The sequence below is a fragment of the Rhodococcus sp. NPDC058505 genome (assembly GCF_042720095.1).
Lineage (GTDB): Bacteria > Actinomycetota > Actinomycetes > Mycobacteriales > Mycobacteriaceae > Rhodococcus_G.
In genome coordinates this window covers 40,912-63,798 of the sequence record NZ_JBHXNB010000015.1, presented here as the reverse complement: position 1 = coordinate 63,798, position 22,887 = coordinate 40,912, and the positions used below count along the sequence as shown (strand labels likewise).

The 22,887-nt window shown below is 69.9% G+C and carries 24 protein-coding genes; 10 read left to right on the top strand and 14 right to left on the bottom strand.

Features of this window, described 5'->3' with window-relative positions; genetic code table 11:
• Positions 1 to 33 precede the first annotated feature (33 nt).
• From ACFWPA_RS13295 to ACFWPA_RS13275, 5 genes are all read left to right on the top strand, one after another.
• Entirely contained in the window at positions 34 to 582 is a 549-nt protein-coding gene (locus tag ACFWPA_RS13295) for a hypothetical protein (RefSeq protein WP_378509162.1), read from the top strand.
• Positions 583 to 745: 163 nt separating this feature from the next.
• Positions 746 to 2,335: an ABC-F family ATP-binding cassette domain-containing protein gene (locus ACFWPA_RS13290; RefSeq protein ID WP_378570445.1), complete on the top strand. Its 1,590-nt coding sequence runs from the start codon at positions 746 to 748 to the stop codon at positions 2,333 to 2,335.
• A gap of 9 nt (positions 2,336 to 2,344) precedes the next feature.
• The gene (locus tag ACFWPA_RS13285; RefSeq protein ID WP_378509164.1) at positions 2,345 to 3,757 is read left to right on the top strand and encodes an amidase; all 1,413 of its coding nucleotides are present in this window, start codon (positions 2,345 to 2,347) and stop codon (positions 3,755 to 3,757) included.
• Between the two features lie 7 nt (positions 3,758 to 3,764).
• Positions 3,765 to 4,421: a M50 family metallopeptidase gene (locus tag ACFWPA_RS13280; protein WP_378509165.1), complete on the top strand. Its 657-nt coding sequence runs from the start codon at positions 3,765 to 3,767 to the stop codon at positions 4,419 to 4,421.
• Positions 4,422 to 4,530: 109 nt separating this feature from the next.
• A complete protein-coding gene (locus ACFWPA_RS13275) occupies positions 4,531 to 5,148 on the top strand; it encodes an Ltp family lipoprotein (protein ID WP_378509166.1) in 618 nt (205 codons plus the stop codon).
• A 15-nt stretch (positions 5,149 to 5,163) separates the two neighbouring features.
• Here ACFWPA_RS13275 and ACFWPA_RS13270 read toward each other — a convergent pair whose 3' ends face one another.
• Entirely contained in the window at positions 5,164 to 6,669 is a 1,506-nt protein-coding gene (locus tag ACFWPA_RS13270; RefSeq protein WP_378509167.1) for a DUF222 domain-containing protein, read from the bottom strand.
• Between the two features lie 165 nt (positions 6,670 to 6,834).
• Between ACFWPA_RS13270 and ACFWPA_RS13265 the strand changes: the two genes are divergently transcribed.
• Complete coding sequence (locus tag ACFWPA_RS13265; RefSeq protein WP_378509168.1) at positions 6,835 to 7,998, top strand: hypothetical protein; 1,164 nt, start codon at positions 6,835 to 6,837, stop codon at positions 7,996 to 7,998.
• An 85-nt stretch (positions 7,999 to 8,083) separates the two neighbouring features.
• Here the strand turns inward: ACFWPA_RS13265 and ACFWPA_RS13260 are convergent, their stop codons facing one another.
• The 9 genes from ACFWPA_RS13260 to ACFWPA_RS13220 all read right to left on the bottom strand — a co-directional run bounded on the left by ACFWPA_RS13260 (position 8,084) and on the right by ACFWPA_RS13220 (position 17,515).
• Positions 8,084 to 8,911: a PP2C family protein-serine/threonine phosphatase gene (locus ACFWPA_RS13260; RefSeq protein WP_378509169.1), complete on the bottom strand. Its 828-nt coding sequence runs from the start codon at positions 8,909 to 8,911 to the stop codon at positions 8,084 to 8,086.
• Positions 8,912 to 8,977: 66 nt separating this feature from the next.
• Positions 8,978 to 9,667 carry a DUF6308 family protein gene (locus ACFWPA_RS13255; protein WP_378509170.1) on the bottom strand — a complete coding sequence of 230 codons (690 nt, stop codon included), beginning with the start codon at positions 9,665 to 9,667 and terminating at the stop codon, positions 8,978 to 8,980.
• Complete coding sequence (locus tag ACFWPA_RS13250) at positions 9,660 to 10,241, bottom strand: hypothetical protein (RefSeq protein ID WP_378509171.1); 582 nt, start codon at positions 10,239 to 10,241, stop codon at positions 9,660 to 9,662. The genes ACFWPA_RS13255 and ACFWPA_RS13250 overlap by 8 nt, the downstream gene beginning before the upstream one ends.
• A 32-nt stretch (positions 10,242 to 10,273) precedes the next feature.
• Entirely contained in the window at positions 10,274 to 11,725 is a 1,452-nt protein-coding gene (locus ACFWPA_RS13245; RefSeq protein WP_378509187.1) for a flavin-containing monooxygenase, read from the bottom strand.
• Between the two features lie 135 nt (positions 11,726 to 11,860).
• Entirely contained in the window at positions 11,861 to 14,050 is a 2,190-nt protein-coding gene (locus ACFWPA_RS13240) for an acyl-CoA dehydrogenase (RefSeq protein ID WP_378509172.1), read from the bottom strand.
• A 5-nt stretch (positions 14,051 to 14,055) separates the two neighbouring features.
• Positions 14,056 to 14,925 carry an SDR family oxidoreductase gene (locus ACFWPA_RS13235; protein WP_378509173.1) on the bottom strand — a complete coding sequence of 290 codons (870 nt, stop codon included), beginning with the start codon at positions 14,923 to 14,925 and terminating at the stop codon, positions 14,056 to 14,058.
• A gap of 50 nt (positions 14,926 to 14,975) precedes the next feature.
• Positions 14,976 to 15,860 (bottom strand): MaoC/PaaZ C-terminal domain-containing protein, encoded by an 885-nt coding sequence (locus ACFWPA_RS13230; protein WP_378509174.1) that lies wholly within the window; start codon positions 15,858 to 15,860, stop codon positions 14,976 to 14,978.
• Entirely contained in the window at positions 15,860 to 16,291 is a 432-nt protein-coding gene (locus ACFWPA_RS13225) for an SRPBCC family protein (protein WP_378509175.1), read from the bottom strand. The genes ACFWPA_RS13230 and ACFWPA_RS13225 overlap by 1 nt, the downstream gene beginning before the upstream one ends.
• Before the next feature lie 33 nt (positions 16,292 to 16,324).
• Positions 16,325 to 17,515 carry a lipid-transfer protein gene (locus tag ACFWPA_RS13220; protein ID WP_378509176.1) on the bottom strand — a complete coding sequence of 397 codons (1,191 nt, stop codon included), beginning with the start codon at positions 17,513 to 17,515 and terminating at the stop codon, positions 16,325 to 16,327.
• A 101-nt stretch (positions 17,516 to 17,616) separates the two neighbouring features.
• Between ACFWPA_RS13220 and ACFWPA_RS13215 the strand changes: the two genes are divergently transcribed.
• The 3 genes from ACFWPA_RS13215 (at position 17,617) to ACFWPA_RS13205 (ending at position 19,271) form a co-directional block, all read left to right on the top strand.
• A complete protein-coding gene (locus tag ACFWPA_RS13215; protein ID WP_378509177.1) occupies positions 17,617 to 18,306 on the top strand; it encodes a TetR/AcrR family transcriptional regulator in 690 nt (229 codons plus the stop codon).
• A gap of 129 nt (positions 18,307 to 18,435) precedes the next feature.
• Positions 18,436 to 18,888, top strand: a complete 453-nt coding sequence (locus ACFWPA_RS13210) for a MarR family winged helix-turn-helix transcriptional regulator (RefSeq protein WP_378509178.1) — start codon at positions 18,436 to 18,438, stop codon at positions 18,886 to 18,888.
• A gap of 11 nt (positions 18,889 to 18,899) precedes the next feature.
• Positions 18,900 to 19,271, top strand: a complete 372-nt coding sequence (locus ACFWPA_RS13205; RefSeq protein WP_378509188.1) for a DUF5313 family protein — start codon at positions 18,900 to 18,902, stop codon at positions 19,269 to 19,271.
• A gap of 23 nt (positions 19,272 to 19,294) precedes the next feature.
• Here ACFWPA_RS13205 and ACFWPA_RS13200 read toward each other — a convergent pair whose 3' ends face one another.
• The gene (locus tag ACFWPA_RS13200; RefSeq protein ID WP_378509179.1) at positions 19,295 to 19,603 is read right to left on the bottom strand and encodes a rhodanese-like domain-containing protein; all 309 of its coding nucleotides are present in this window, start codon (positions 19,601 to 19,603) and stop codon (positions 19,295 to 19,297) included.
• A 40-nt stretch (positions 19,604 to 19,643) separates the two neighbouring features.
• On the bottom strand, positions 19,644 to 20,384 hold the full coding sequence (locus tag ACFWPA_RS13195; protein WP_378509180.1) for a lysophospholipid acyltransferase family protein: 741 nt from the start codon (positions 20,382 to 20,384) through the stop codon (positions 19,644 to 19,646).
• An 81-nt stretch (positions 20,385 to 20,465) separates the two neighbouring features.
• Here ACFWPA_RS13195 and ACFWPA_RS13190 point away from each other — a divergent pair, with 81 nt between their 5' ends.
• The gene (locus ACFWPA_RS13190; RefSeq protein WP_378509181.1) at positions 20,466 to 20,903 is read left to right on the top strand and encodes a 6,7-dimethyl-8-ribityllumazine synthase; all 438 of its coding nucleotides are present in this window, start codon (positions 20,466 to 20,468) and stop codon (positions 20,901 to 20,903) included.
• Between the two features lie 138 nt (positions 20,904 to 21,041).
• Here ACFWPA_RS13190 and ACFWPA_RS13185 read toward each other — a convergent pair whose 3' ends face one another.
• Complete coding sequence (locus ACFWPA_RS13185; RefSeq protein WP_378509263.1) at positions 21,042 to 22,010, bottom strand: alpha/beta fold hydrolase; 969 nt, start codon at positions 22,008 to 22,010, stop codon at positions 21,042 to 21,044.
• On the bottom strand, positions 22,010 to 22,870 hold the full coding sequence (locus ACFWPA_RS13180) for an alpha/beta hydrolase (RefSeq protein ID WP_378509262.1): 861 nt from the start codon (positions 22,868 to 22,870) through the stop codon (positions 22,010 to 22,012). The genes ACFWPA_RS13185 and ACFWPA_RS13180 overlap by 1 nt, the downstream gene beginning before the upstream one ends.
• Positions 22,871 to 22,887 lie beyond the last annotated feature (17 nt).

Sequence of the window (22,887 nt, the reverse complement as noted above, 5' to 3'; positions counted from 1 at the left end):
CAAGTAATCCCAGCAAACTGCGAGGTGAGAGCAATGGGATACTCGTCGAATCGCCGATTCGGTCGCAGCGGCGGCTGGCAACAGGCCCAGGTCCCCGACACCAGCGACGTGGCCGACTGGTTCGCAGGACGACTCCCCGACGACTGGTTCACCGAACCGCCGACCCTCGAGGTCGATCGCGAGGAGATCGTGGTCACCGGCGAACTCCCGCCACCCGACGAGGCCACCGCGGCGGCCGTCGCGGGGCGGGTCTCCCGGTTCCGTGAGAGCACCCGTGGTGACCGGATGCGGATCGCCGACGAGGCGGAGGCCCGCTACGGACGCAAGGTGGCGTGGGGGGTGCGCATTGGCGACCACCGCGAACTGTTCACTCATCTGGCGGTGCCGGTGATGACCCGCCTTCGCCAGCCCGAACGCCGGGTTCTCGACACCCTCGTCGACGCGGGCGTCGCCCGCTCCCGTGCCGATGCACTCGCCTGGACGGTGCGGCTGGCCGGGCAGCATGCCGACGAGTGGCTGGCGGAGCTGCGGGAGGCGATGCGCAAGGTGGACGGCCTGCGCAGCGAGGGTCCGCAACTGTGAGGTGACGGGGTACGGGCGAAATTCCGTTGCCGGGCGTCCGTCCCGCACGTAGCCTGGTCGTGAACCTGTTGTCGACGATCGGAAGTTCATTGCTCATTCGGAGGTAGTGACCGCGCGCCGCGTTTTTCGCGTGCGCACCGCACCCACCCTTCGAAGGAGAATCATGTCTTCCGTTGTCCTGTCCGACCTCACCTTTGCCTGGCCCGACGGCGACACCGTGTTCGACGGTGTGAATGCCGCGTTCGGGGCGGGGCGCACCGGGCTCGTCGGCCTCAACGGCTCCGGAAAGTCCACGCTGCTCCGTCTCATCGCGGGTCTGTTGACGCCGGAACGCGGTTCGATCACGATGTCGGGCGAGTTGGCCTACCTCGCGCAGGACCTCACGCTGGACCCGACGCGGCCGGTCGACGCACTGCTCGGCATCGATGCGCAGCGACGGGCGTTGCACCGCATCGAATCCGGTGACGGCACCGACGCCGACTTCGCGATCGTCGGTGTGCACTGGGATGTTGAGGAACGCGCGCTCGCGACCCTGAATCGACTCGGACTCGCGCACATCGCCGCTGCCGCAGAGGATCTCGATCGCACCGTCCGAACCCTCTCGGGTGGTGAGACGATGCTGCTCGGGCTCGCCGCTGCCCTGCTCGGCGAACCGGACGTGCTGCTGCTCGACGAGCCGACCAACAACCTCGACCGGGATGCGAAGGGACGCCTGTACACCGCCGTCGAACAGTTCCCCGGCGTCGCGATCGTGGTCAGCCACGACCGCGAACTGCTGGATCGGGTGGAGAACATCGCCGAGGTACGTCACGGCGAGCTGCGCATGTTCGGCGGCAATTTCGGCAGCTACCTGGCGACCATCGACGCCGAACAGCAGGCGGCCCGCGCCGCAGTGCGGGACGCGAAGGCCGATGTGCGTAGGCAGGCACGGGAACTCGTGGAGGCGCAGACGAAGCTGGACCGGCGGCTGCGGTTCGGGAAGAAAATGGAGGCGAACAAGCGGGTCCCGCGGATCATCTCGCACGAACGGAAGCGGCAGGCGCAGATGTCGGCGGGCAAGTTGCGCGGCAACCACCTCGACCGGCTCGACGACGCGAAGCGCGACCTCAGCGATGCGGAGGAGTTGATCCGCGGCGACCGGGAGATCCGGGTCGACCTCCCGGAGACGGTGGTGCACCCCGGGCAACGGGTGGTGGAACTGTCCGACGTCGCCCTCGCGTGCGGCCCGACCGTGTCGCTGACGGTGTCCGGGCCCGAGCGGATCGCGCTGGTGGGTCGCAACGGGATCGGGAAGACCACCCTGCTGCGGGCCATCGTCGACGCGGCGCCCGTGGTGCCGTGGCGACTACTCCCGCAGCGGCTGAACGTGTTCGACGAGGCACGCACGCTCGCACAGAATGTGGCCACCGCGGCACCGCACGCCACCGACGAACGGATCCGCGGTCAGCTGGCCCGGTTCCTGTTCCGGGGTGGTGACGCCGATGTCCCGGTCGCGGCGCTGTCCGGCGGCGAACGGCTGCGGGCCGCGCTGGCGACGCTGCTGCTCGCCGAGCCCGCGCCGCGACTGCTGCTGCTCGACGAGCCGACCAACAACCTCGACCTGCCGAGCCTCGCGCACCTCACCGAGGCCCTCGGCCAGTTCCGGGGGGCGATGGTTGTCGTCAGCCACGACGTCCCGTTCCTGCGGGACATCGGGATCACGCGGTGGCTGGAGTTGACGGAGTCGGGTGTCGCCGAGGTCGATCCGCTCTAGGGTCGAGGCATGACGGTGAGCACCGGCGCAGTTCACGCCTTCCGCGACGACGCCCTCGGCGACCTCGACGCCACCGGGGTCGCGGCCCGGATCGCGGCGGGCGAGATCAGCTCGCGGGAGGCGGTGGACGCCGCGATCGCCAGGGCCGAGGCGGTGACCGCGCTGGCCGCCGTCGAGACCCCCGACTTCGACCGCGCTCGGCACCGGTCGGATAGTCCGGGTACCGGACCGTTCGCCGGGGTGCCGACGTTCGTGAAGGACAACGTCGACGTCGCGGGCCTGCCGACCGGCGAGGGCAGCGCCGCGTACACCGCGCGGCCCGCTGCCGCGGACGGCCCGTCGGTGACACAGTTGCTGTCCACCGGTCTGGTTGCGCTCGGCAAGTCGCGGTTGCCGGAGTTCGGGTTCAGCCCGACCACCGAGTTCGCTGGCGCGGAACCGACGCACAATCCGTGGAACCCGGCCTACTCGTCGGGCGCGTCCTCGGGTGGCGCGGCCGCGCTGGTGGCGTCCGGGGTGGTGCCGATCGCGCACGGGAACGACGGCGGCGGCTCGATCCGGATCCCGGCAGCGGCCTGCGGCCTGGTGGGACTCAAACCGTCACGGGGCCGAATGTGCGCGGACCCGCAGGACCGGTCGATGCCGATCCGGATCGTCACGCAGGGAGTGGTGACCCGCACGGTGCGGGACACCGCCCGCTACTACGCCGCGGCCGAATCCCATTACCGGAACCCGAAACTGCCGCCGATCCGGTTGGTGGAGGGTCCGAGCAGCACGCGGCTCCGGGTTGGCGTCGTCACCGACTCCGTCAACGGCACCCCCACCGACGACGAGACCAGGGCTGCGGTGACCGCGACGGCCGACCTGCTCGCCGAACTCGGGCACCACGTCACGCAGGCCCCGCTGCCGGTGGGGCCGGAGTTCGTCGAGGACTTCAGCATCTACTGGGGTTTCCTATCGTTCGCGCTGTGCGCGGGCGGGAAGCGAATGCTCGGACCGGACTTCGACCGATCCCGCACCGACAACCTGACCCGCGGACTGGATGCGCTGTACCGGCGCAGCATCGCGAAGACACCCCGGGTCCTCTACCGGTTGCAGCGCACCGCGCAGCGTGCCGAGCACCTGTTCTCAACCTACGACGTGGTCCTGTCGCCGGTCCTCGGCCACACCACACCCGAACTCGGGTACCTGTCCCCCACACAACCATTCGACGAACTGTTCGAGAAGATCATCCGCTACACGGCGTTCACCCCACTGAACAACGCGGCCGGAACCCCGGCGATCTCGCTGCCGCTGCACACCACCTCGACCGGACTTCCCCTCGGCGTGCACCTCTCCGCCGCGCACGGCGACGAACGGACCCTGCTCGAGCTCGCATTCGAACTCGAGCAGGCGCGGCCGTGGCGGCGCATCCAGGACTGATCCTTCGGTGGACTCGTACTGGGCCGACTGGTCGGCGTACCTTCCCGTCGCGGTCGCCGCCGTCCTGGTGCTGTGGCGTCCGCTGTGGACCCTGACCCGGCATGCCGTGACCCTGGCGCACGAGGCGGGGCATGCGCTCGCCGCGGTGGCGACGGGCCGACGCTTGACGGGCATCCGGTTGCATTCGGACACCTCGGGCCTGACGTTGTCGCGGGGGAAGCCTCGCGGGCCGGGGATGATCCTCACCGCCGCGGCCGGCTATCTGGCGCCGTCCTTGCTCGGTCTCGGCGGGGCCGCGCTGATCGCGGCTGGCCGGCTGCCGGTCCTGCTGTGGGCCGCGGTGGCGCTGATCGTCGCGATGGTCCCGTTCATCCGCAACGTGTTCGGGTTCCTCGTCCTGGCGGCGGCGGGCGTGGGGGTCGGCGCGGTCGCCTGGTACGGATCGCCAGCCATGCAGCTGCATTTCGGCTACACGGCAATCTGGCTGCTGCTGCTCGGCAATCTCCGAACCCTCTACGAGGCCGCGCGATCCCGGTCGGGTCGTTCCGACCTGGACCAGCTGCGTACCCTCACCCACCTGCCCCGGGTCGTGTGGACGGTGCTGCTGGTCGCGGTCGCGGTCGGGACCGGCGTGCTTGCCTGGCGGGCGCAGTACGCCGGCTAGGCCGTCGCACAGGGTCATTTGTCGGTGGCATCTGTCATTCTGTGCGGCTCTCGTGAATACGAGGTGCGCCGTGCCCGTCACGGCCCAGTCACTTCCTCAGGAGCACGTCATGACCGAGTATCCGAACCCGGCCTTCCAGCCCGCCGTTCCGCCGCAGGCCGGGAAGAAGCGGCGTTGGCCGTGGGTGGTGGGCGCCGTCATCCTCGTCTTCGGTCTCGCAGGCGCCCTCGGCGACGCCGACAAGGAGAAGGAGGGCACCGCGACCGCGGCAGCGGTCAGCAGCGAGTCGGCTGTCCCGAGCACAACCCGGCCCGCGCCGCCCGCCGTGCCCGCCGCAGCTGCCGCCCCCGCTGCGGCCACCCCGGCCGCGGCCGCCGTATCGGCTGCGCCGGTCGCGCCAGCACCCGCACCTGCGCCTGCACCCGCGGCAAAGCCGCAGGTCAGTTCCAGCCAGCGGAACGCAGTCCGGTCCGCCGAGCAGTACCTCGACTACTCCGCCTTCTCCCACAGAGGTTTGATCGAGCAGCTCGAGTACGAGGGCTTCTCGACCGAGGACGCGACGTTTGCCGCGGATAGCGTGGACGCGGACTGGAACGAGCAGGCCGCACGGTCCGCGAAGCAGTACCTCGAGTACACGTCGTTCTCGAGGTCGGGTCTGATCGACCAGCTGGTGTACGAGGGGTACACCTATGCGCAGGCCGAGTACGGAGCCGACTCCGCGTACTGACCCGGCCCGATCCGGTCAGGGAACGTCCTCGCCGCTGTCGGTCCCGCCGCGCTGCTCACGCCAGCGATGCAGCTCGGCGGCCCGCCGCGCCCGATAGCGGGCGAGCGTTCCCGCAACGAGTTCCCCCAGATGATGCCGATGATTGACCCGAGGCCGCCGCTCCGGATCGATATGCGGCGGCGCAATCCACACCGTCCGACCCGGATGCGCCGACCCCACACCAGCGACCTCGGTCCCCCACCCACCCGGACCGTCATGCACCAACGCATGACAGGCATCGCAGGCCAGGTCCTCGTTGGTGATATCGGTGCCGCCGTCGTCCTTCCACTCCGTGATGTGATGCACGGCAGTCAACGTCGCAGGCGCATCACACCCCGGCCGGGTACACCCACGCGACGCCGCAATCAACGCGAGCCGCTGATCCGCCGACGCCAACCGCCGACTGCGACCGAGATGCAGGGGCCGACCACGATGATCGAACACCACAAGAACGGGATGCGCCCGCTCGGCCATCCGGAGCGCATCCCCGATCGGGACGATCCCCCCGGACGCCGTCGTCGCGACACCGGACGCCCCCTCCAACTGTGTCAGCGTCATCGTGACGATCGCGGTGACCGGCAACCCACGATGGCTGCCAAGCGCACCCGACGACAGCAGACTCCGCAGGGCCACCTTCAACCCGTCATGATTCCGCTGCGCCGCGGTCCGGGCGTCGCGGGCCGCGGCCCGCGCGAGCGCCGTCCGGTCCAGAGTCGCGGAGTCGACGTCGCCGGACGGCGATTCGGGATCGCCGGGATTGTTCATTCCCGGCCGGGCCAGCTTCGCCAGCACCGGGTCGAGCAGGGCACGCAGTTCCGGGTCGAGCATCCCGGAGATCGGGCTCAGCAAGTCCGTCCCCTGCCTCCCGATCCGGATGCCGCGGCGGCGCCTGCGTTCCCTCTCGTCCGGCGCGCTGCCGTCGGGGTTGAGATGCGCGAGCAGGTGGATGCCGATCTTGGTGACGTCCTCCGGCGTGGTGGACCGGGCGGCGTCCGCGAGGATCGTCTCCGCGACGGCGATCTCGTCGGCGCCGGTGCCTGCCGGGATCCGGCGGATGGTCCTGGCGATCGCGGCGACGTGATCCGGCCCCACCGCGCCGGCGCGCACCGCGGCCGCGGTCGCAGGCAGCACCGGTTCCATCCCGTCACCGCTGATGGTGTTCCAGGTGCCGACCTTGGTTGCACCCTTGACTCGCCGCGCCGCGTCCACACCGGAGATCCGCAGCGTGGAGGTGAGGAAGTCGCCAACGGACCGGCAGGCGAGGTTCCCCGGAATGGATCGTTCGACGGATTCCACGATCAACCGGTGTCCGACCGCGGACGCCTTCCGCAGCGACGCTTCCATCCGCTGCAGCGCCTCGACCACCTCGGCCTCGGCCAGCCCCGTCAGCGAGTCGGTGAGCAGACCCTCGACGGCGGCGTCGAGGGCGGCCAGGTGGCATGCCACCCGGTCCCCATCCCCCACACCGACTGTCGAAGGCATGTTCGAATTTTAGCGAGACCCACCGACACGAATGTGGGTTCACTCAACGAGCCTCTCGAGTGCCGCGGGCCTCGGCGCCCGGCTCACTACGCTGGCGATCAGCGACACGGTGGCGGGGCCAGCGTCACACCGCTGAGCATCCGAGACCCACCACCCAGGAGAACCGTGATCGACGACCCCAGCGAGGTCACCCTCGCCCGCGATGTCACTGCCAGGCACACACGATTCTGGTTTGGCGTCGCCAGGCAGATTGCCGTCACGACCGTCATCTACGCGCTGCTCGTCGCGATCCTGTCGATCAGCGGCTGGCTGTCCTCGACCGACGATCCGCAACCCGGTCCCACCTTCCCCGTGACCATCGATCCGGGCGCCGGTGCCGACCTGCTCGCGGTCCTGGCGTCAATCGTGATCGCGCTCAACGTGCTGGTGTGGGCGACCCGCTCCGCCGAGATCAGCGAGGCGCTCGCGCATACTCGGCGCCGGTATCTCGCGCTCTGCGGTTCGTTAACGGGAGCCCTGGCGCTGCTCACCGGGCTGGCCAGTACGTTCCACGACGTCCCCAACCGTGGCGTCATCGACGCGCTCATCCTGCTCGGCTGCGCCGTGTTCATCGCGGTCCTCGGCAACGACACCGCGCTGCTCATCGGGAACGACATGCCGGTGCAGCGCCAGATCCCCCGCATTGCACGGAACAGGAGGATCCGTGCCCTCGAGCGCGTCGCCGCCCGGTGGCGCTGCCCCCGACCCGACGCCACGTCGCACCTCCGCGCCCGGGTGACGGCCGATCTCCTCTCGGCGGCGGTCGTCACCGCACTGCCGCTTTTCGCGTGCCTGGCCGTCCTCGACAGCGCGGGTCGGTCGGTCGACTGGTGGCCCACCCTCATCGCGGTACCCGGACTCGGACTGTTCTCCGTGGTGCTCGCCGCCTTCACCTTCGTGTCGACGGCCCGATCGTTCGTGGCCCGACGCTTCGACGACGCCGCCGCGTCAGCGATCGTGGGAGCGCTCACCTACGTGTTCATCGTCCTCGGCGTGATAGCCGTGTCGTTCCAGAGGGGCGGGGTCAGCATGATCGCGGTCGCCCTCTGCGTCGCGCTCGTGGCGCCGCCCGTGCTGATCGTCGCCCAACTGCGTGCCGATACCCCTCTGCGCATGCCGGGATGGACGATCCGCGAGGTCATGTACCGCAGCATCCTTCGTGAACTCTTCGCTGCGCATGCCCACCAGGGCGGCGCGCGGGCCAGATCCGCGCGTCGGCGATTCGCCCGCATTCGGGACTGGTCCGACCGGGTCACCGGAATGGCGGCAGAAGGCAGACCGGCCTCGTGACCGGGGTGGCCCGGCCAGCATCGACGCCGAACGGGCGGTTACCGTCAGCGCCTCTCGACCGATGCCCCGACAACCGCCCGGTCGGTCAGCGGGGCGTCCACACCGCGACGGCGGTGCGGTCGTCGGCGGACGATTCGAACGCGATCCGGTCGGCGAGGTCGGTCAGCCGGGGCGGGTTGGTCCAGCCGGTGGCGAAGGCGGCGGCGACGGCGCTGCCGCCGTCCTCGAAGGCGTCGGCGACCCCGTCGCTGCACACCATCAGCAGCTCCTCGCGACCGATCTCATAGCTGGTTCCGGTGACGACGGCGTCATCGGGCAGCGGCAACGCCAACGTCCGGGAGGTGGCGATCTCGCGGCGCGTCAGGCGCCCACCCGACATCAACAGCCACGGCTCGAACCCGAGCGCACCGGAGCGGGTGCGCCGCCACCACGCGCTGCTGTCCCCGACGGTGGCGGTGTGCGCGAGCCACCGGCCCGGCGCCTCGACATCCTCGACGACGAGCGCGGTGACGGTGGTCGCCATCAGGTCGGCGACGTCGTCGAAGCGGGGCGCCCGGTTGCCGAGCAGCGCACCGGCGGCCCGCGTCACCGCAAGCGACGCGACCCGCAGGTGCGCCGTCCAGTCCCCCGACACCTCCAGATCCGCGGTCAGCAGGTGGTCGGCGAGCGTCGCGCTCGCCACCTCGGCCGCCCGGTGCGAGAACTCCATCGCCCCGAGCCCGTCGCACACGACCGCCACGATCCTGCCGTTCCCGTGCCGCACCGCGTAGGCGTCCTGCCGCGGCGTCCGGTCGGACCGGTGCCCGGTGCCGCGGATCGACGCCGCACGAACCGTCCATCCCCGCACGTCGAGGGCGTCGTGGACGGCGTCGGGCACGACGCCTGCGGGTGTCGGGTGACCTGTCGTCGACATGTACCCATCCAACACCCGCCGGGGCCCGCGACCCGGGCACGACGCGCTGCCGGATGCCGGTCGATCTCACCCGGTAAGGGGAACGTACTTCTTGCCCTGCATCCAGGCCAGCACCTCGAGGATCCGGAGCGCCGACACCGCGTCGTCGAGTCCCGCGGCCACCCGCAGGCCGACCAGCCGACGGTGCAGTGCGCCGTCGTCCGCCCGCAACGCCGACCGCACCGTTTCCAGGTGTTCGGTGCGGGTGCCGAGTTCCCGGCCGACGACGTCGTCGTAGATCGGGTGCAGGCGGGGTCGCTTCCTGGCGATCAGCTTCGACGCGATGGTGCGGCCGATGCCGTGGATCCCGGTCAACGCGGTCTCAAGCCGCCACTGCGCCGAGTCCGGGGTGAGCACCTCGGACTCGGCTACGAGGTCCCGGTCCGGCCCGATCACCGAAAGCAGGTCGGCGAACTCGGACCGCCTGTCCCCCAACAGTTCCAGTGCACCCTGCGCCGGCACCTGCACCGACAGCAGGGTGGCGGCGACCAGATCGTCGGCGGTGAACACGTCGCGGTCGGCGGCACGGCGTCCACTCGGGTCCCAGCCGTCCCACAGCGCACCGGGCCGCAGGTAACCGGTCTTGACGACGGCGCGGGTGAAGTACTCGCGCAGCACGTCGACGGCGGCGGCGTCCCCCTCGTCCCGCAGGACGCGCGGCAGCCGCAGCGGTCGCGGGCCACTCAGGAGCGGGTCGTCCGACAGCGGATCAGGCATCGGTGCCCACCCGGCCGAGCACGTGCGACGCGAACGCGCGGTTGTGGAACTGCGCGTACGGGCCGCGACCCTGGGCCGCGAGGTGCTGCGCGAGCGGGCGGATCGACTCGGCAAGCGGAAGGGCGAAGAACTGGTCGTCGGCACCCTCGTCGGAGACGAACCAGTCGATCACCAGGCCGTCCCCGCCCGCGGACGCCAGGCCGGTCCCCGCAAACCGCAGCAGCGGATAGCGGAGCACGAGATCCTCTGCCGCACAACCGATTGTCGCAATCAGCGCGGACCGGGACACGTACAGCGCGACCCGGTAGTCGACGATGTCGTCACCCTCAAGGAACCGCTCCACGTACAGCACCTGCATCGGCCCGACATTGAGGGTGAACAGCCGTTCCCGCTCCGGGGTCCGGTTGGTCGCGGGCAGGGCACTGAGCGTCCACCGGTCCACCTCCCCACCCGCGGGATCATCGAACGCGTCGGCGAGGTAGTCGGCGATCAGGTCGACGACCACCTCGAAGAACGGATCCCGCCCCAGTTCGGCGAAGCTCTCGTCGCTCGCGGACGGGTGGATGGTGGTCATGGCGGTCCTTCGGGCGGTCGACGGCGGCGCCGTCAACGGTACGCAGGCCCAGCCTCCATCCGGTAGTCGCCCAGCGGGAACCGCTCCGCTTCCCGGAACGCGTTCGCGGTCGATGTCGGCCGCAGCAACGCCGCCTCGCCGTGCTGGTTGAAGTAGTAGCTCCGCGAGGTGGCGCAGCTGCCCGCATAGAAGACGGACCCGTCGAGGTTCTCCGTCATCCGGTCCAGGAAGCGGGTGTTGGCGTCTTCGGTCACCTCAAACACGTCGGCGCCGCGCCGCTGCATCTCGGTGAACAGCCGCGTCATGTGCGCCATCTGCGACTCGATGGTGGTGAAGTAGGACAGGCCGCTGTACGAGTACGGGCTGGCGAGGGTGAGGAAGTTCGGGAACTTCGGCACCGAAACTCCCTCGTAGGCCTGGAAGCGGTTGTCCCGCCACCACTTTCCAAGGTTCCGCTCGCCCCGTCCGATCACCTCAATGGCCGGGAAGTTCACATCCCACAGGTTGAAGCCGGTCGCCAGGATCAGGGTATCGATCGGGGTTGTTCGGCCATCGGCGGTGACGATGCCGTCCGCCTCGATCCGGTCGATGGTTGCGGTCTCGAGCCGCACGTTCCCCTTGGTGAAGGTGCGGAAGTAGCTGTTGGAGAACGTCGGCCGCTTGCAGCCGAAGTCGTAGTCGGGGGTCAACTCGGCCCGCAGCCGCGGGTCCGGCACCTGGGTGCGCAGGAACAGCCGCGACGCCGCCGCCGCGATCTTGTTCAGCACCTTCGCCTGCCGGTAGTGCAGGACCGCGGTGACCATCAGCCCCTCGAGCAGCCCGTCACTCACCGTGCGGGCGGCCCGCTGGGTGAGCGGGACCTTCGCAAACAGGCGTTGCACCGGACCGGGAATGGGCAGGTCCAGCTTCGGCACCACCCAGATCGGGGTGCGCTGATACACGGTCAGCTCGGCGGCCGTGCGCGCCACCTCCGGGATCAGTTGGACCGCGGTCGCGCCGGTGCCGATGATCGCCGCCCGCGCGCCCGCGAGGTCGACGGAATCGTCCCAGGCGGTGGTGTGCAGGATCGTGCCAGCGAAGGAGTCGATGCCGTCGATGTCCGGCAGGTGCGGCTGGGACAGAAAGCCGGTCGCGGTCAGCAGGTAGCGGCCCGTGACCGGTTCCTGCCCGTCGATCGAGACCACCCAGTGCCGCGCATCGTCGTCCCAGCGGGCACCGGAGACCACCGCACCGAACCGCATGTAGCGACGCAGGTCGTACTTGTCGGCGACGTGGTCGGCGTACTTCTTCAGTTCGGCGCCCGGCGCGAACAGCCGCGACCAGTGCGGGTTGGGTTCGAACGAGTACGAGTAGGTGACGGACGCGATGTCGACGGCCAACCCGGGGTAGCGGTTGACATGCCAGGTGCCGCCGAGGTCGTCCTCCCTGTCGAGGATGGCGAGGTTGGTCATGCCGAGTCGGTTCAGCGCGATCGCCGCGCCCATGCCCCCGAATCCCGCCCCCACGATCACCGCGTCGTACTGCGTCTGCTGGTCCACCGGGCCGCCCTCCTCAAGTGTGTGTCACTGTCAGTATCACTCACTTGAGGAGGGAAGGGAAGAACACTCTCCCGGCCGGACTCAGTCCCGCGGCAGGCCGAGCATCCGCTCCCCGATCACGTTCAGCTGCACCTCGGTGGTGCCGCCGTAGATCGTGGTCGCGCGACCGGCAAGCAACTGTTCCATCGCCTTGTCGCTGGGCTGCCCGGACACCGCGACGGCACCGGCCGCCCCCAGTTCGGCGACCACGAACTCCGAGATCGACTGCCCCAGCCCCATCGCGAGCAGCTTGCCGACCGACGAGGTGGTGCTCACGTCCGACCCGGACAGCTGGCCGAGCACCACCCGGGAACCGATCAGGTCGATCGCCTGACTCTCGGCGATCAGCTCCCCGAACCGGTATCGACCGACCGGGCCGAGATCGCGACCCCGCACGAAGGCCGTCAGGTCGGCATCGCTGGCGTACGCCTCCATCTTCTGGCTGAGGGCAACCCGCTCCCCGGCGAGGGTGGTCCTTGCGACGTGCCAGCCGTCGTTCACCTCCCCGACGACGTTCTCGTCCGGAACGAACACGTCATCGAGGAACACCTGGTTAAACAGGGCGGACCCGGTCATCTCCCGCAGCGGCCGAACCGTCACCCCCGGGGTGGACATGTCCAGCACGAAGTAGGTGATGCCCTCGTGCTTCGGCCGGTCCGGGTCGGTGCGGGCGATGAGCATCGCCCAGTCCGCGAACTGCGCGACCGTCGTCCAGATCTTCTGCCCAGTGACCTTCCAGCCGCCGTCCACCCGGACGGCCTTGGTGGTCAGCGACGCCAGGTCGGAGCCTGCGCCGGGCTCGGAGAACAGCTGGCACCACACCAGGTCGCCGCGCAGCGTCGGCACCACCAGGTCCCGCTTCTGCCGCTCATCACCATGCCCGACGAGCGCGGACACCGCCCAGCCGCCCATCAGCAGCTGCGGCATCGCGATGCCCGACGACTTGATCTCCTGTGCGATGACGATCTGCTCGAGCGGTCCGGCCCCGCGGCCGTACGGCCTCGGCAGGTGCGGCTGCACCCAGCCCCCGTCGCCGAGCGCGATCAGCTGGTCGTCCTCGTCGTCGATCGCGGCGATCGGGGCGAGGTCGGCGCGGACCGTCGCGCGGATCCGCTCCGCCTCCTCCGGCAACTCCAGTTCGGACACCCGGGTGGTCCCGGCGAGCGCCTGGACGGCGAGCCGCTCCACCCGATCCTCGCGGGTGCCAAGGACGGCGCGGATGGACAGGGCCCGCCGGTAGTACAGGTGGGCGTCGTGTTCCCAGGTGAATCCGATGCCGCCGTGCACCTGGATGCAGTCCTGGGCGACCTGCACGGCAGCGTCGGGCACGATCACCGCAGCGACGTCGGCCGCGAAATCGGCGGTGTCGTCGCCCTTGTCAAGTGCGGATGCGGCGTCCCACAGTGCCGCGCGGGCCTTCTCCAGCGCGACACCCATGTACGCGCAGCGGTGCTTGACGCCCTGGAACTGCCCGATCGGGCGCCCGAACTGGACCCGGGTCTGCGCGTACTCGGCGGCGGTGGACACGCACCAGGAGATCACCCCGACCGCCTCGGCGGCCAGCACCACCGACGCGATGGACCGGACGCGGCGGTCCTCGAGTCCGATGGCCCGGTCCGCCGCAACAACCCGTCCGAGCGCCTCGATCCGGGCCGACCCGCGCAGCACATCGAGTCCGTCCTGCGCGGTCGCGGTGACCGCATCGGAATCGACGGCAAGCCATCGGGATTCACCGTCCACGTCGACGGGGAGCAACAGCACGTCGGCGTGCTCGGCGCCGGGTACCGCGTCAGCGGACCCGGTGAGTCGGCGGTCTCCGTCGAGCCGGAAGTCGCCGCCCAGTGCCAGCGCCGCGGTCCCGGTCCCGTCGAGCAGGCCGGGGAGGAGATGCCGGGCCGCCGCTCCGCCGTCCGCGGCGAGCACCGCCGCAGCGAGCGCGGTCGGCACGAACGGTCCGGGAGAAACGGTGCGCCCCAATGCCTCCAGCGCCACAGCCAGACCGAGCAAACCCGCGCCCTGTCCGCCCTCCGCCTCCGGAACCGCGAGCCCGAGTAGGTCCTGCGCCACCAGGGCCGCCCAGAATTCCGGGAACTTGCTCTCCGTCTTGGCTTCCACGGCGGCGCGGACCTGCTCGGCGGTGATCGTCCGCTCCGCGAACGCCCGCACCGATTCGGCGAGGGCGGCGTGTTCCTCGCTCAGCCCGACACCGAGCTCGTAGCTGTTGTGCGCCATCGCGATCAACCGAGCCGGTCCGCGAGATCGTCGATGCCCCACGGCCCCTCGGATTCGATGGTCTCGCCGCCGGACCAGTTGACGAGTTCGGTGATCGCCCCGCCCTGCACCGCGAACACCTTGCCGGTCAGCTTGCAGTCGGCCGCCGCAAGGCGGGCAACCAGCGGGGAGATGTTCGATGGCGCGAAGGCGTCGAATTCGCCCTCCGGGACCTCGGCGGCGAACAGCGCCCCCATGCCGGGGGTGGCGAGGGTGAGCCGGGTCCGGGCGATCGGCGCGATCGCGTTGACACGCACCCCGTACCGCTCGAGTTCGTCGGCGGCGACCAGGGTCATCGCGGCGATCCCGGCCTTCGCGGCGCCGTAGTTGGCCTGCCCGGCGTTCGGCATGAAGGTGCCGGACGCGGACGCGGTGTTGACGACCGCCGCCTGCACCGGATCGCCCGCCTTGGCCCGGTCCTTCCAGTACGCGGCGGCATGATGCAGGGTCGCGGCGTGTCCCTTGAGGTGGACGGCGATGACGGCGTCCCACTGGGACTCCTCCATGCCGGCGATGAACGCGTCGCGCAGGATTCCCGCGTTGTTGACCAGGATGTCGAGCCCGCCGAACTCGGCGACCGCCTGGTCGACGAGGGCCTTGGCGCCCGCCCAGTCGGCGATGTTGTCGGTGTTGGCGACGGCCCGCCCGCCCGCGGCGACGATCTCGTCGACAACCTGCTGCGCCGGTCCGGTGTCGGCGCCGGTGCCGTCGTTGGCGCCGCCCAGGTCGTTGACGACGACCGCGGCACCCTCCCTCGCGAAGAGCAGGGCGTGCTCGCGGCCGATGCCGCGGCCCGCGCCGGTGATGATCGCGACGCGTCCGTCCAGGGTTCCCATCAGTACCGTTCTCCTCGAAAGTCGTGTGTGTGATGCGGATGCGTCAGCCGTCAGGCGTCGGCAATGACGGCGAGCCCGTCCTTGAGGACGAGATCGTCCCCGACCGTCGTCTCGTAGGCATACGCCTGTGAGTCCTTTTGGCCCGCCATGGGGCCAGAAGGACTCACAGCCCAGAATCGGGTGGTGATGTCCTGTTCCGGCAGAACCGGTTTCGCGAACCGCACCGCGAGCCGCCTCAGCCGTTCGGTGCGTCCGTCCGCGAACTCGGTGACCGCCGCCCAGGACGTGAATGCCATCGTGCACAGGCCGTGGTTGATGATGCCGGGAAGCCCGGACATCTTGGCGATCTCGTCATCGAGGTGGATCGGCATCGGGTCACCGGACGCTGGCGAGTACCGGAAGGTCTGGTCCTTGTCGATGTGCTGCGCGATCTCCGCGATTGGGTCGGTCGCGCGCAGCGCCTCGTCGAACCGGTGGCCGGGTGCCTGTTCCCCGAGACCGGGTCCGGCGTCGACCTTCCGGAAGAACGCCGTCATCCACTGTTCGTTGACGAGTTCACCTCCGTCGGTGCGGGTTTCGACGTACACGACGACGGTGGAGCCGTTGTCGCGCCCGGTGAACCCGACCGGCTTGGCTCGGGTGACGAGTCTGTCCCCCGGCAGGATCGGTCGATGGAAGTGGAAGTCCTGCTCCCCGTGCACGAGCTTCATCAGCAGTTCCACCGGGGCCACCGCGAGCGCGGCCGGTGCCATCGACGTGAACGCCGGGACCACCGCGAACACCGGCGGCGCGATCTCGCCGCGCAGGTGCCGCTCGATCGGGTCGTTGGTTGCCGCGGCGTACTCGGCGATCCGCTGCGCGGTGACGTCGAACGTCTGCGCCTCGGTCCACTCCCCGAGGCTCGACGAGTCGAACTCGACTGTGGGCGCGCTCATCAGCCGACCATTTCGGCAAACTTCGCCAGCGACGTCTCGAGGTCCGCGGCGGCGTTCTTGGCGACGGCCTTGCCGATCGGCCCGACGATCATGGTGCCCTTGAAGCTCGCATCCACGCTGGCCTTCGATCCGGAGCCCTCCGGCTCCACGCGAAGCGTGAACTCGACGGTGACCCCGGCCATGCCGGTGCCTGCGATGCGGACCAGGTTGGGCGCGTCGACTTCGGTGACGGTCCACTCAATCTTGTTGGCCATGCCCATCACCGAGACGACCTCGGTGAAGCGGACCCCGAGCGCGACCTCGGTCGGCAGGTCACTCTTCCAGCCCTGGTGGATGGTCAGCCACTCCTCCCAGCGGGACAGATCGGAGAGGGCGTCCCAGGTCTTGTCGGGGGCGGCGGGCAGGGAGGCGGAGACGGAGACGGAAGCCATGACGAACTCCTTGCTGTAGTGGTGGAAGAGGATTCAGCGGTTGGCGGGGCGGTAGGCGGAGACGACGACGGCGCCGCCGAGTCCGATGTTGTGCTGCAACGCGACCCGGGCGCCGTCGACCTGCCGGGCATCGGCGTCGCCGCGCAGCTGCCAGGTCAGCTCGCTGCACTGGGCGAGTCCGGTGGCGCCGAGCGGGTGTCCCTTGGAGATGAGGCCGCCGGACGGGTTGACCACCCATCGGCCGCCGTAGGTGGTGTCGCCTGCGTCGACGAGCTTGCCGCCCTCCCCCTCGGCGCACAGTCCGAGCGCCTCGTAGGTGAGCAACTCGTTGGTGGAGAAGCAGTCGTGCAGCTCGATGACGTCGATGTCGTCTGGCCCGATCCCGGCCTGCTCGTACACTTTTCGGGCGGCGGTGCGGGTCATGTCGGCGCCGACGAGGCTGATGGCACTCTTGTCGGCGAACGTGGATTCGAGGTCGGTGACCATCGCCTGCCCGACGATCTCGACCGCCCGGTCGGCGAGGCCGTGCTGATCGACGAACCGCTCGCTGGCGAGAATCACCGCGCCGGACCCGTCGGACGTCGGGGAGCATTGCAGCTTGGTCAGCGGCCCGTAGATCGGCTTCGACGCGAGGATCTCGTCGAGCGTGTATTCCTGCTGGAACTGGGCGTACGGGTTGTTGGTCGAGTGCTTGTGGTTCTTGACACCGATCTTGGCGAACTGCTCGGCTGTGGTGCCGTAGCGCTCCATGTGTTCCTTGCCCGCCGCACCGAACATGTACGGGGCGGGCGGCATCGCGAACTCCTGGAGTTCGGCGAGGGCGAGCAGGTGCCGCATCATCGGCTGCTCGCGGTCGTCGTAGGTGGTGCCCAGCGAACCCGACTGCATCTTCTCGAAGCCGAGCGCCAGTGTCGCGTCGGCGAGCCCGCCGCGGATCGCCTGAGCGGCGAGGAACAGGGCCGCCGAGCCGGTGGAGCAGTTGTTGTTGACGTTGACGATCGGGAGACCGGTCAGGCCCAGCTCGTAGATCGCGCGCTGACCGGAGGTGGACTCGCCGTACACGTAGCCGGCGTACGCCTGCTCGATCAGGCGGTAGTCGATGCCCGCATCCTCGAGCGCCTTGGTTCCGGCCTCGCGGGCCATGTCCGGGTAGTCCCACTCGCGGGCCCCCGGCTTCTCGAACTTCGTCATCCCGACCCCGACGACGAACACCCGGTTACTCATCTGCACTCCTGGAGGCGGAAGTTGTGTGTGACACGCTGTCCAGCACAAGGTAGGTGAGACACGGTGTCCAGTCAATCGTTTCCGTGGGTATGGTTGCGGCGATGCCGACGACCACCGACGCCACCGCCCCCGGAGACGGCCGGTCCACCCGCTGGGACGGACACAAGGCCGAGCGACGCGACCTCATCCTCGAGGCCGCGATCGAGGCGATCGCCGAGGACGGGCCGGACATCGGGGTCGCGCAGATCGCCGCGCGGGCCAACCTGCCCAGGTCGGTGGTGTACCGAATCTTCAAGGACCGCGGCGACCTCGACGAACAGCTGCGGGCCCGGATCCTGGACCGGCTGATGACGCACGTCACGCCGACCTTCGCCCCCGAGGGCACCATCGAGGAGGCCATCGCCGGCGCGGTGGACAACTATCTGCGCTGGATCGTCGGATCGCCGCGGCTGCACCAGTTCCTCGGCACCGGCTCACCGAGCAGGCGCACCACCGGCTCGCGCGCGGTCACCGGCACCAAGACGGCGATCGCGCTGCAACTATCCCGGCTCCTCGAGTCGATGCTCCGGTCCGCGGACGCCGACACCGCCCTGTCCGAGACCCTCGCGTTCGGCCTGACCGGGCTGGTCGACGTCAGCGTCAACCGCTGGCTGTCCAACCCCGACCCCGCGGTGGACGCCGACCAGCTCGCCGCCTTCCTCACCGCGTCCATCTGGCAGGTCCTCGACGGCAACCTGCAGCGCCTCGGCGTCCACCTCGACCCGACGACGCCGGTCGCACGCCTCCTCTGACCCGCCCTCCGAAGCATTGAACGGGGGTTCATTCGGCATCTGGCGGCGCAATCTCGCACATGAACCCCCATTCAACGCATCGCGCGGGGCATTAGATTGTGCGCTACTTAATCGTGTACGCTTCGGATTGTGACGGCCGACGACCCCCTCGCCCTCGACCGCCAGGTCTGCTTCGCGCTGGCCGTGGCAAACCGCGCCGTGCTGTCGGTGTACCGGCCACTGCTCGAGCCGATGGGCCTCACCCACCCGCAGTATCTCGTGATGCTCGCGCTGTGGGGCGACGCGCCGATGTCCGTGAAGTCGATCGGCGCTGCGCTGCAACTGGATTCGGCGACGCTATCGCCGCTTCTTAAGCGCCTCGAGGCGTCCGGGTTGATCACCCGCACCCGCAGCGCGGAGGACGAACGCGCGCTCGTCGTCGACCTGACCGACGCCGGTCGCGCGCTGCGCGCCGATGCGGAGCGGATCCCCCCTGCCGTGGTCGCCGCCCTCGGCGTCGGGCTACCCCAACTTGAGGAACTGCACCGAGTCCTCACCGGCATCAACACGGCGGCGCTGGCTGCCGGGGCACTGGAGAAGTGAGCACAGGCATGATGGGCACCACCACACCCAACCCGCTGCAGTGGATCGCGTATGCGTTCGGCGCGAAGCTTCCCGCCTCGATGAACGACTGGGTACGCAACGACCTCACCGGCGACCGCTACGTGGTGCGTCACCTGCTGCGGCAGCAGGTTCCGTTCCTCCCGCTGTACGCGATGTTCCTGCTCTTCCCGGGGCCGCTGTGGCTGCGCGCCTCGATGGTGCTGCTCGGCATGTCGCTCGCGGTCTTCTACTCGGTGGTCTACATCCACCAGAACCGGGCACGGCGGCTGCAGAAAAACGGCCTGCCGATGGACCTCGACAACGACAAGCGTCGGGCCGCGCGCGCCGCCGAGATCGAGGCCTACGACCGGTTGTGGCGCTGACCGTCGGTCACGTCACCGACCGCTCAGGAGCCGCTCTCGACCGGACGTCCCGACGCGATCCACGCCTCGGTGCCACCCGCGACGTTGACGGCGTTGATACCCGTCGCGCCCAGATACTGCGCCGCCTGCGCGCTCCGGCCACCCATCGCACAGATCACGTACACCGGGTCCGCGGCTGGGATCTCGTCCAGACGGGCCGTGAACTCGCTGAGCGGGACGAGCACCGCGCCGGGGACCCGCGCCCGCGCGTACTCGTCGGCCTCGCGCACGTCGATCAGCGCGGCGCCTGCGGCGAGCTCCTCCGCCAGCGCGTTCACATCCACTTGCTGCATTTTCGTCCTCCAGACGGGTCGGCGACAGTCTACCGACGACTCAGTAGCGGGCGACCGCGCCGTCGACGGCCTCCTGCAGGCGATCACGGACGAGTCGGGCGATCGCCGCGGGCTTGTCGGGAACCTCGGTGATCGGGGTGCCGAAGTAGACGCTCGCGCCGCGGGTGGCCGGGCCACCGGACCCGCCGTAGCTGATGCCCATGTGCAGGAGCGCGGGCGTGACCCCAAGCCGGATCGCCCGGCTGGTGATGTGCCCGACGCCGCTGCCGACGGCCTGCAGCCGCCTCGGGTCGCCCTCGTTGCAGGTGCCCTCCGGGAAGATCGCCAGGCTGTCGCCGCGGCGCATGCGCTCGGCGCACACGTCCATCATCCGCTGGCCCGCGGCGTTGACCGCCCGCATGCCGTGGTTGCGGCCCCGGAACACCGGGATCGAGCCCATCAGGTCGATCCGGTCGCGCAGCGCCCGGTCGGCGAACAATTCGTCCTTGGCCAGCACCCTGGTCCGGCCGATCACCGACCGCAGCGGGCTGCGCCAGGCCGCCCCCGCCACCGTGTACGGATCCGACTCGGACAGGTGGTTCGCCGACAACACCACGCTGACACCGTCCCGGACCAGCGCCGCGATCGTCTCGCGGGCACCCTCCGCGAACCGCACCCGTGGGCGAAACTTCGCGGCCAGCGTCGCGTACGCCGCCTTCGCGAGCAGCCGGTTCTGCCGGTGCGCGAGGTAGAAGTCGTACACGGCGTCGGAGTTCTCGAGGGTCACGTCCGGCTTCGTCATAAAACCTACGGTACCGTAGGTTAGGTCGGGTCGGCACGTCCGCTCGGCGGCGGTTCGGGCGTCCGGGACTAGCATCGGCGCATGACCATCGCCTTCGTTCAGGCCACCTGGCACCGGTCCATCGTCGACCACGCGCGGGATGCATTCGCCGCCCGCTGGCGCGAGCTCGGACACGACCCCACCGATATCGAGTTCTTCGAGACGCCCGGCGCGTTCGAGATTCCGCTGCACGCCAAGAGGTTGGCCAGCACTGGACGCGTCGACGCCGTCGTCGCCGCGGGACTCGTCGTCGACGGCGGCATCTACCGGCACGACTTCGTCGCGTCCGCCGTGATCGACGGCCTGATGCGGGTGCAACTCGACACCAACGTGCCGGTGTTCTCCGCGGTGCTCACCCCGCACCACTTCCACGAGCACACCGACCACGCCGACTTCTTCACCGCCCACTTCGACAAAAAGGGCGCCGAGGTCGCGGACGCCTGCTCCGCCACCCTCGCCTCGCTGGCCACGATCACGTAGCCCCCGCCCCCGCCCCCGCCCCCACCCCCGCCGCCCCCTCCGACCGAATGTGGGATTCGGTCAGTCTGACTGACCGAATCCCACATTCGGTCAGGCCGAGCGGCGGTCAGGCCGGGCGGCGGTCAGGCCGGGCAGCGGTCAAGCGTCGAGGCCGGCGAGGAAGTCGAGCCAGATCGCGTTGACCTCGTCGGGCTTCTCCATCTGGACGAAGTGGCCCGCCCCGTCGACGACGTGGGTTCCGACCAGCCCGGGGACGAGGGTCTGCATGGTGGCGAACGGGTCCCGTCCCATCATTTCCAGGACGGGGTCCTTCGCGCCGGCGACGAAGACGGTCGGCACCTCGATCGGGAGGTCGTGGCGGGTCTCGTTCTGCGCCCACACCGCATCCTCCGCGCGGTACCAGTTCAATCCTCCGGTGAACCCGGTTCGGGTGAATTCCTCGACATAGTAGTCGAATTCGGACTCATCGAGCCACGGCCACGGCAGCGACGGTGGGTCGGGGAGGACGTCGAGGTAGCCGTTGCCCTCGGACGGGAACTCCCAGCAGTCCAGGTACCGGTTCGCCCCGGACAGCGCGTGCAGGATCTTCGCGAGGAACTCCCGCGGCCGACCGTTCAGTTCGGCGTCCGCGACGCCGACCTCCTGGAAGTAGTGCACGTGCGCGAAATGCTGGGACGCCAGGTACCGGAACCCCACGGTGGGCTGCACCGGAAGCCGGGGCGTCCGCGGAACGCTGAGCTGCATCAGCGCCCGCACCCGCCCGGGCGCCCAGGCGGGCAGGTCCCACACCAGGTGGGCGCCGAAGTCGTGCCCGGCGAACACCGCCTGCTCGAGGTCGAGGGCGTCGAGCAGCCCGACGAGGTCGCCGACCGTGTGCGGACGGTCGTAGGCGGCGGCGTCGCCGGGCGCGTTGCTGCGCCCGTAGCCGCGCATGTCGGGGGCGATCACCCGGTACCCGGCCCGGGACAGCGCCTCGATCTGGTGCCGCCAGGTGAACCACAGGCCGGGGAAGCCGTGGCACAGCACCACCGGCATCCCCTGCCCCTGCTCGGCGACGTGCAGGTCGATGCCGTTCACCGGCAGGGTCCGATGAGTCAGCTCCGACATCAGGAGCGTTCCGTGCGCGTCGGGTCGGTCAGGTGCGCCGCGAGCCACTCGACCACGTCGCCGAGCACCTGCTCGCGCTCCGGTTCGTTGAACACCTCGTGGTACAGGCCCGGGTACTCCCGGTACGTCAGGTCCGTCGACCCGGCGGTGGACGCGATCATCCGGCTGCCGTTCACGTTCACGAGCCCGTCCTGCTCGCCGTGCATCAGCAGCAACGGCACCGTCAGCGCGGGCAGTCGCGCGGGCAGCGACTCGGCGTTGACGATCAACCCGCGCGCGATGCCGGCTGGCACCTTGCCGTGGTGCACCAGCGGGTCCGCGTTGTATGCGGCGACGACCTTCGGATCGCGGGAGACCCGGTTCGCGTCGAGCGTCTCCACCGGCAACCCCGGCAGATACCGGCCGAGCATCTTGCCGAGCGCGACCACGACGCCGGGAGTTTCCGAGGCCACGTCGACGGCGGGGCCGGACAGGATCAGCCCGGCCAGGTCCGCCTGGTGGTCGAGTGCGTAGTCGAGGGCGATCGCCCCGCCCATGCTGTGACCGAGCAGGTACACCGGCAGCCCGGGATGCGCGGCGCGGGCGATAGCGAACACCCGGTGCAGGTCGTCGGTGAAATCGCGCCACTCCCGGAGCTCGACGCGCTTACCGCCGGATCGTCCGTGCCCGCGGTGGTCGGGCGCGTACACCACCAGGCCGAGGTCGGTGAGCCGCCGCACGACATGGTCGTAGCGGCGGGCGTGCTCGCCGAACCCGTGGGCCAGCACCAGGATCGCGACCGGAGCCCCGTCCGGGGTCCAGGTGTCGTAGGTGATCCGGGTGCCGTGATTACCGGTGAACGATCCCTCTGTGCGAGTCACCTCGCCCACGATATGCG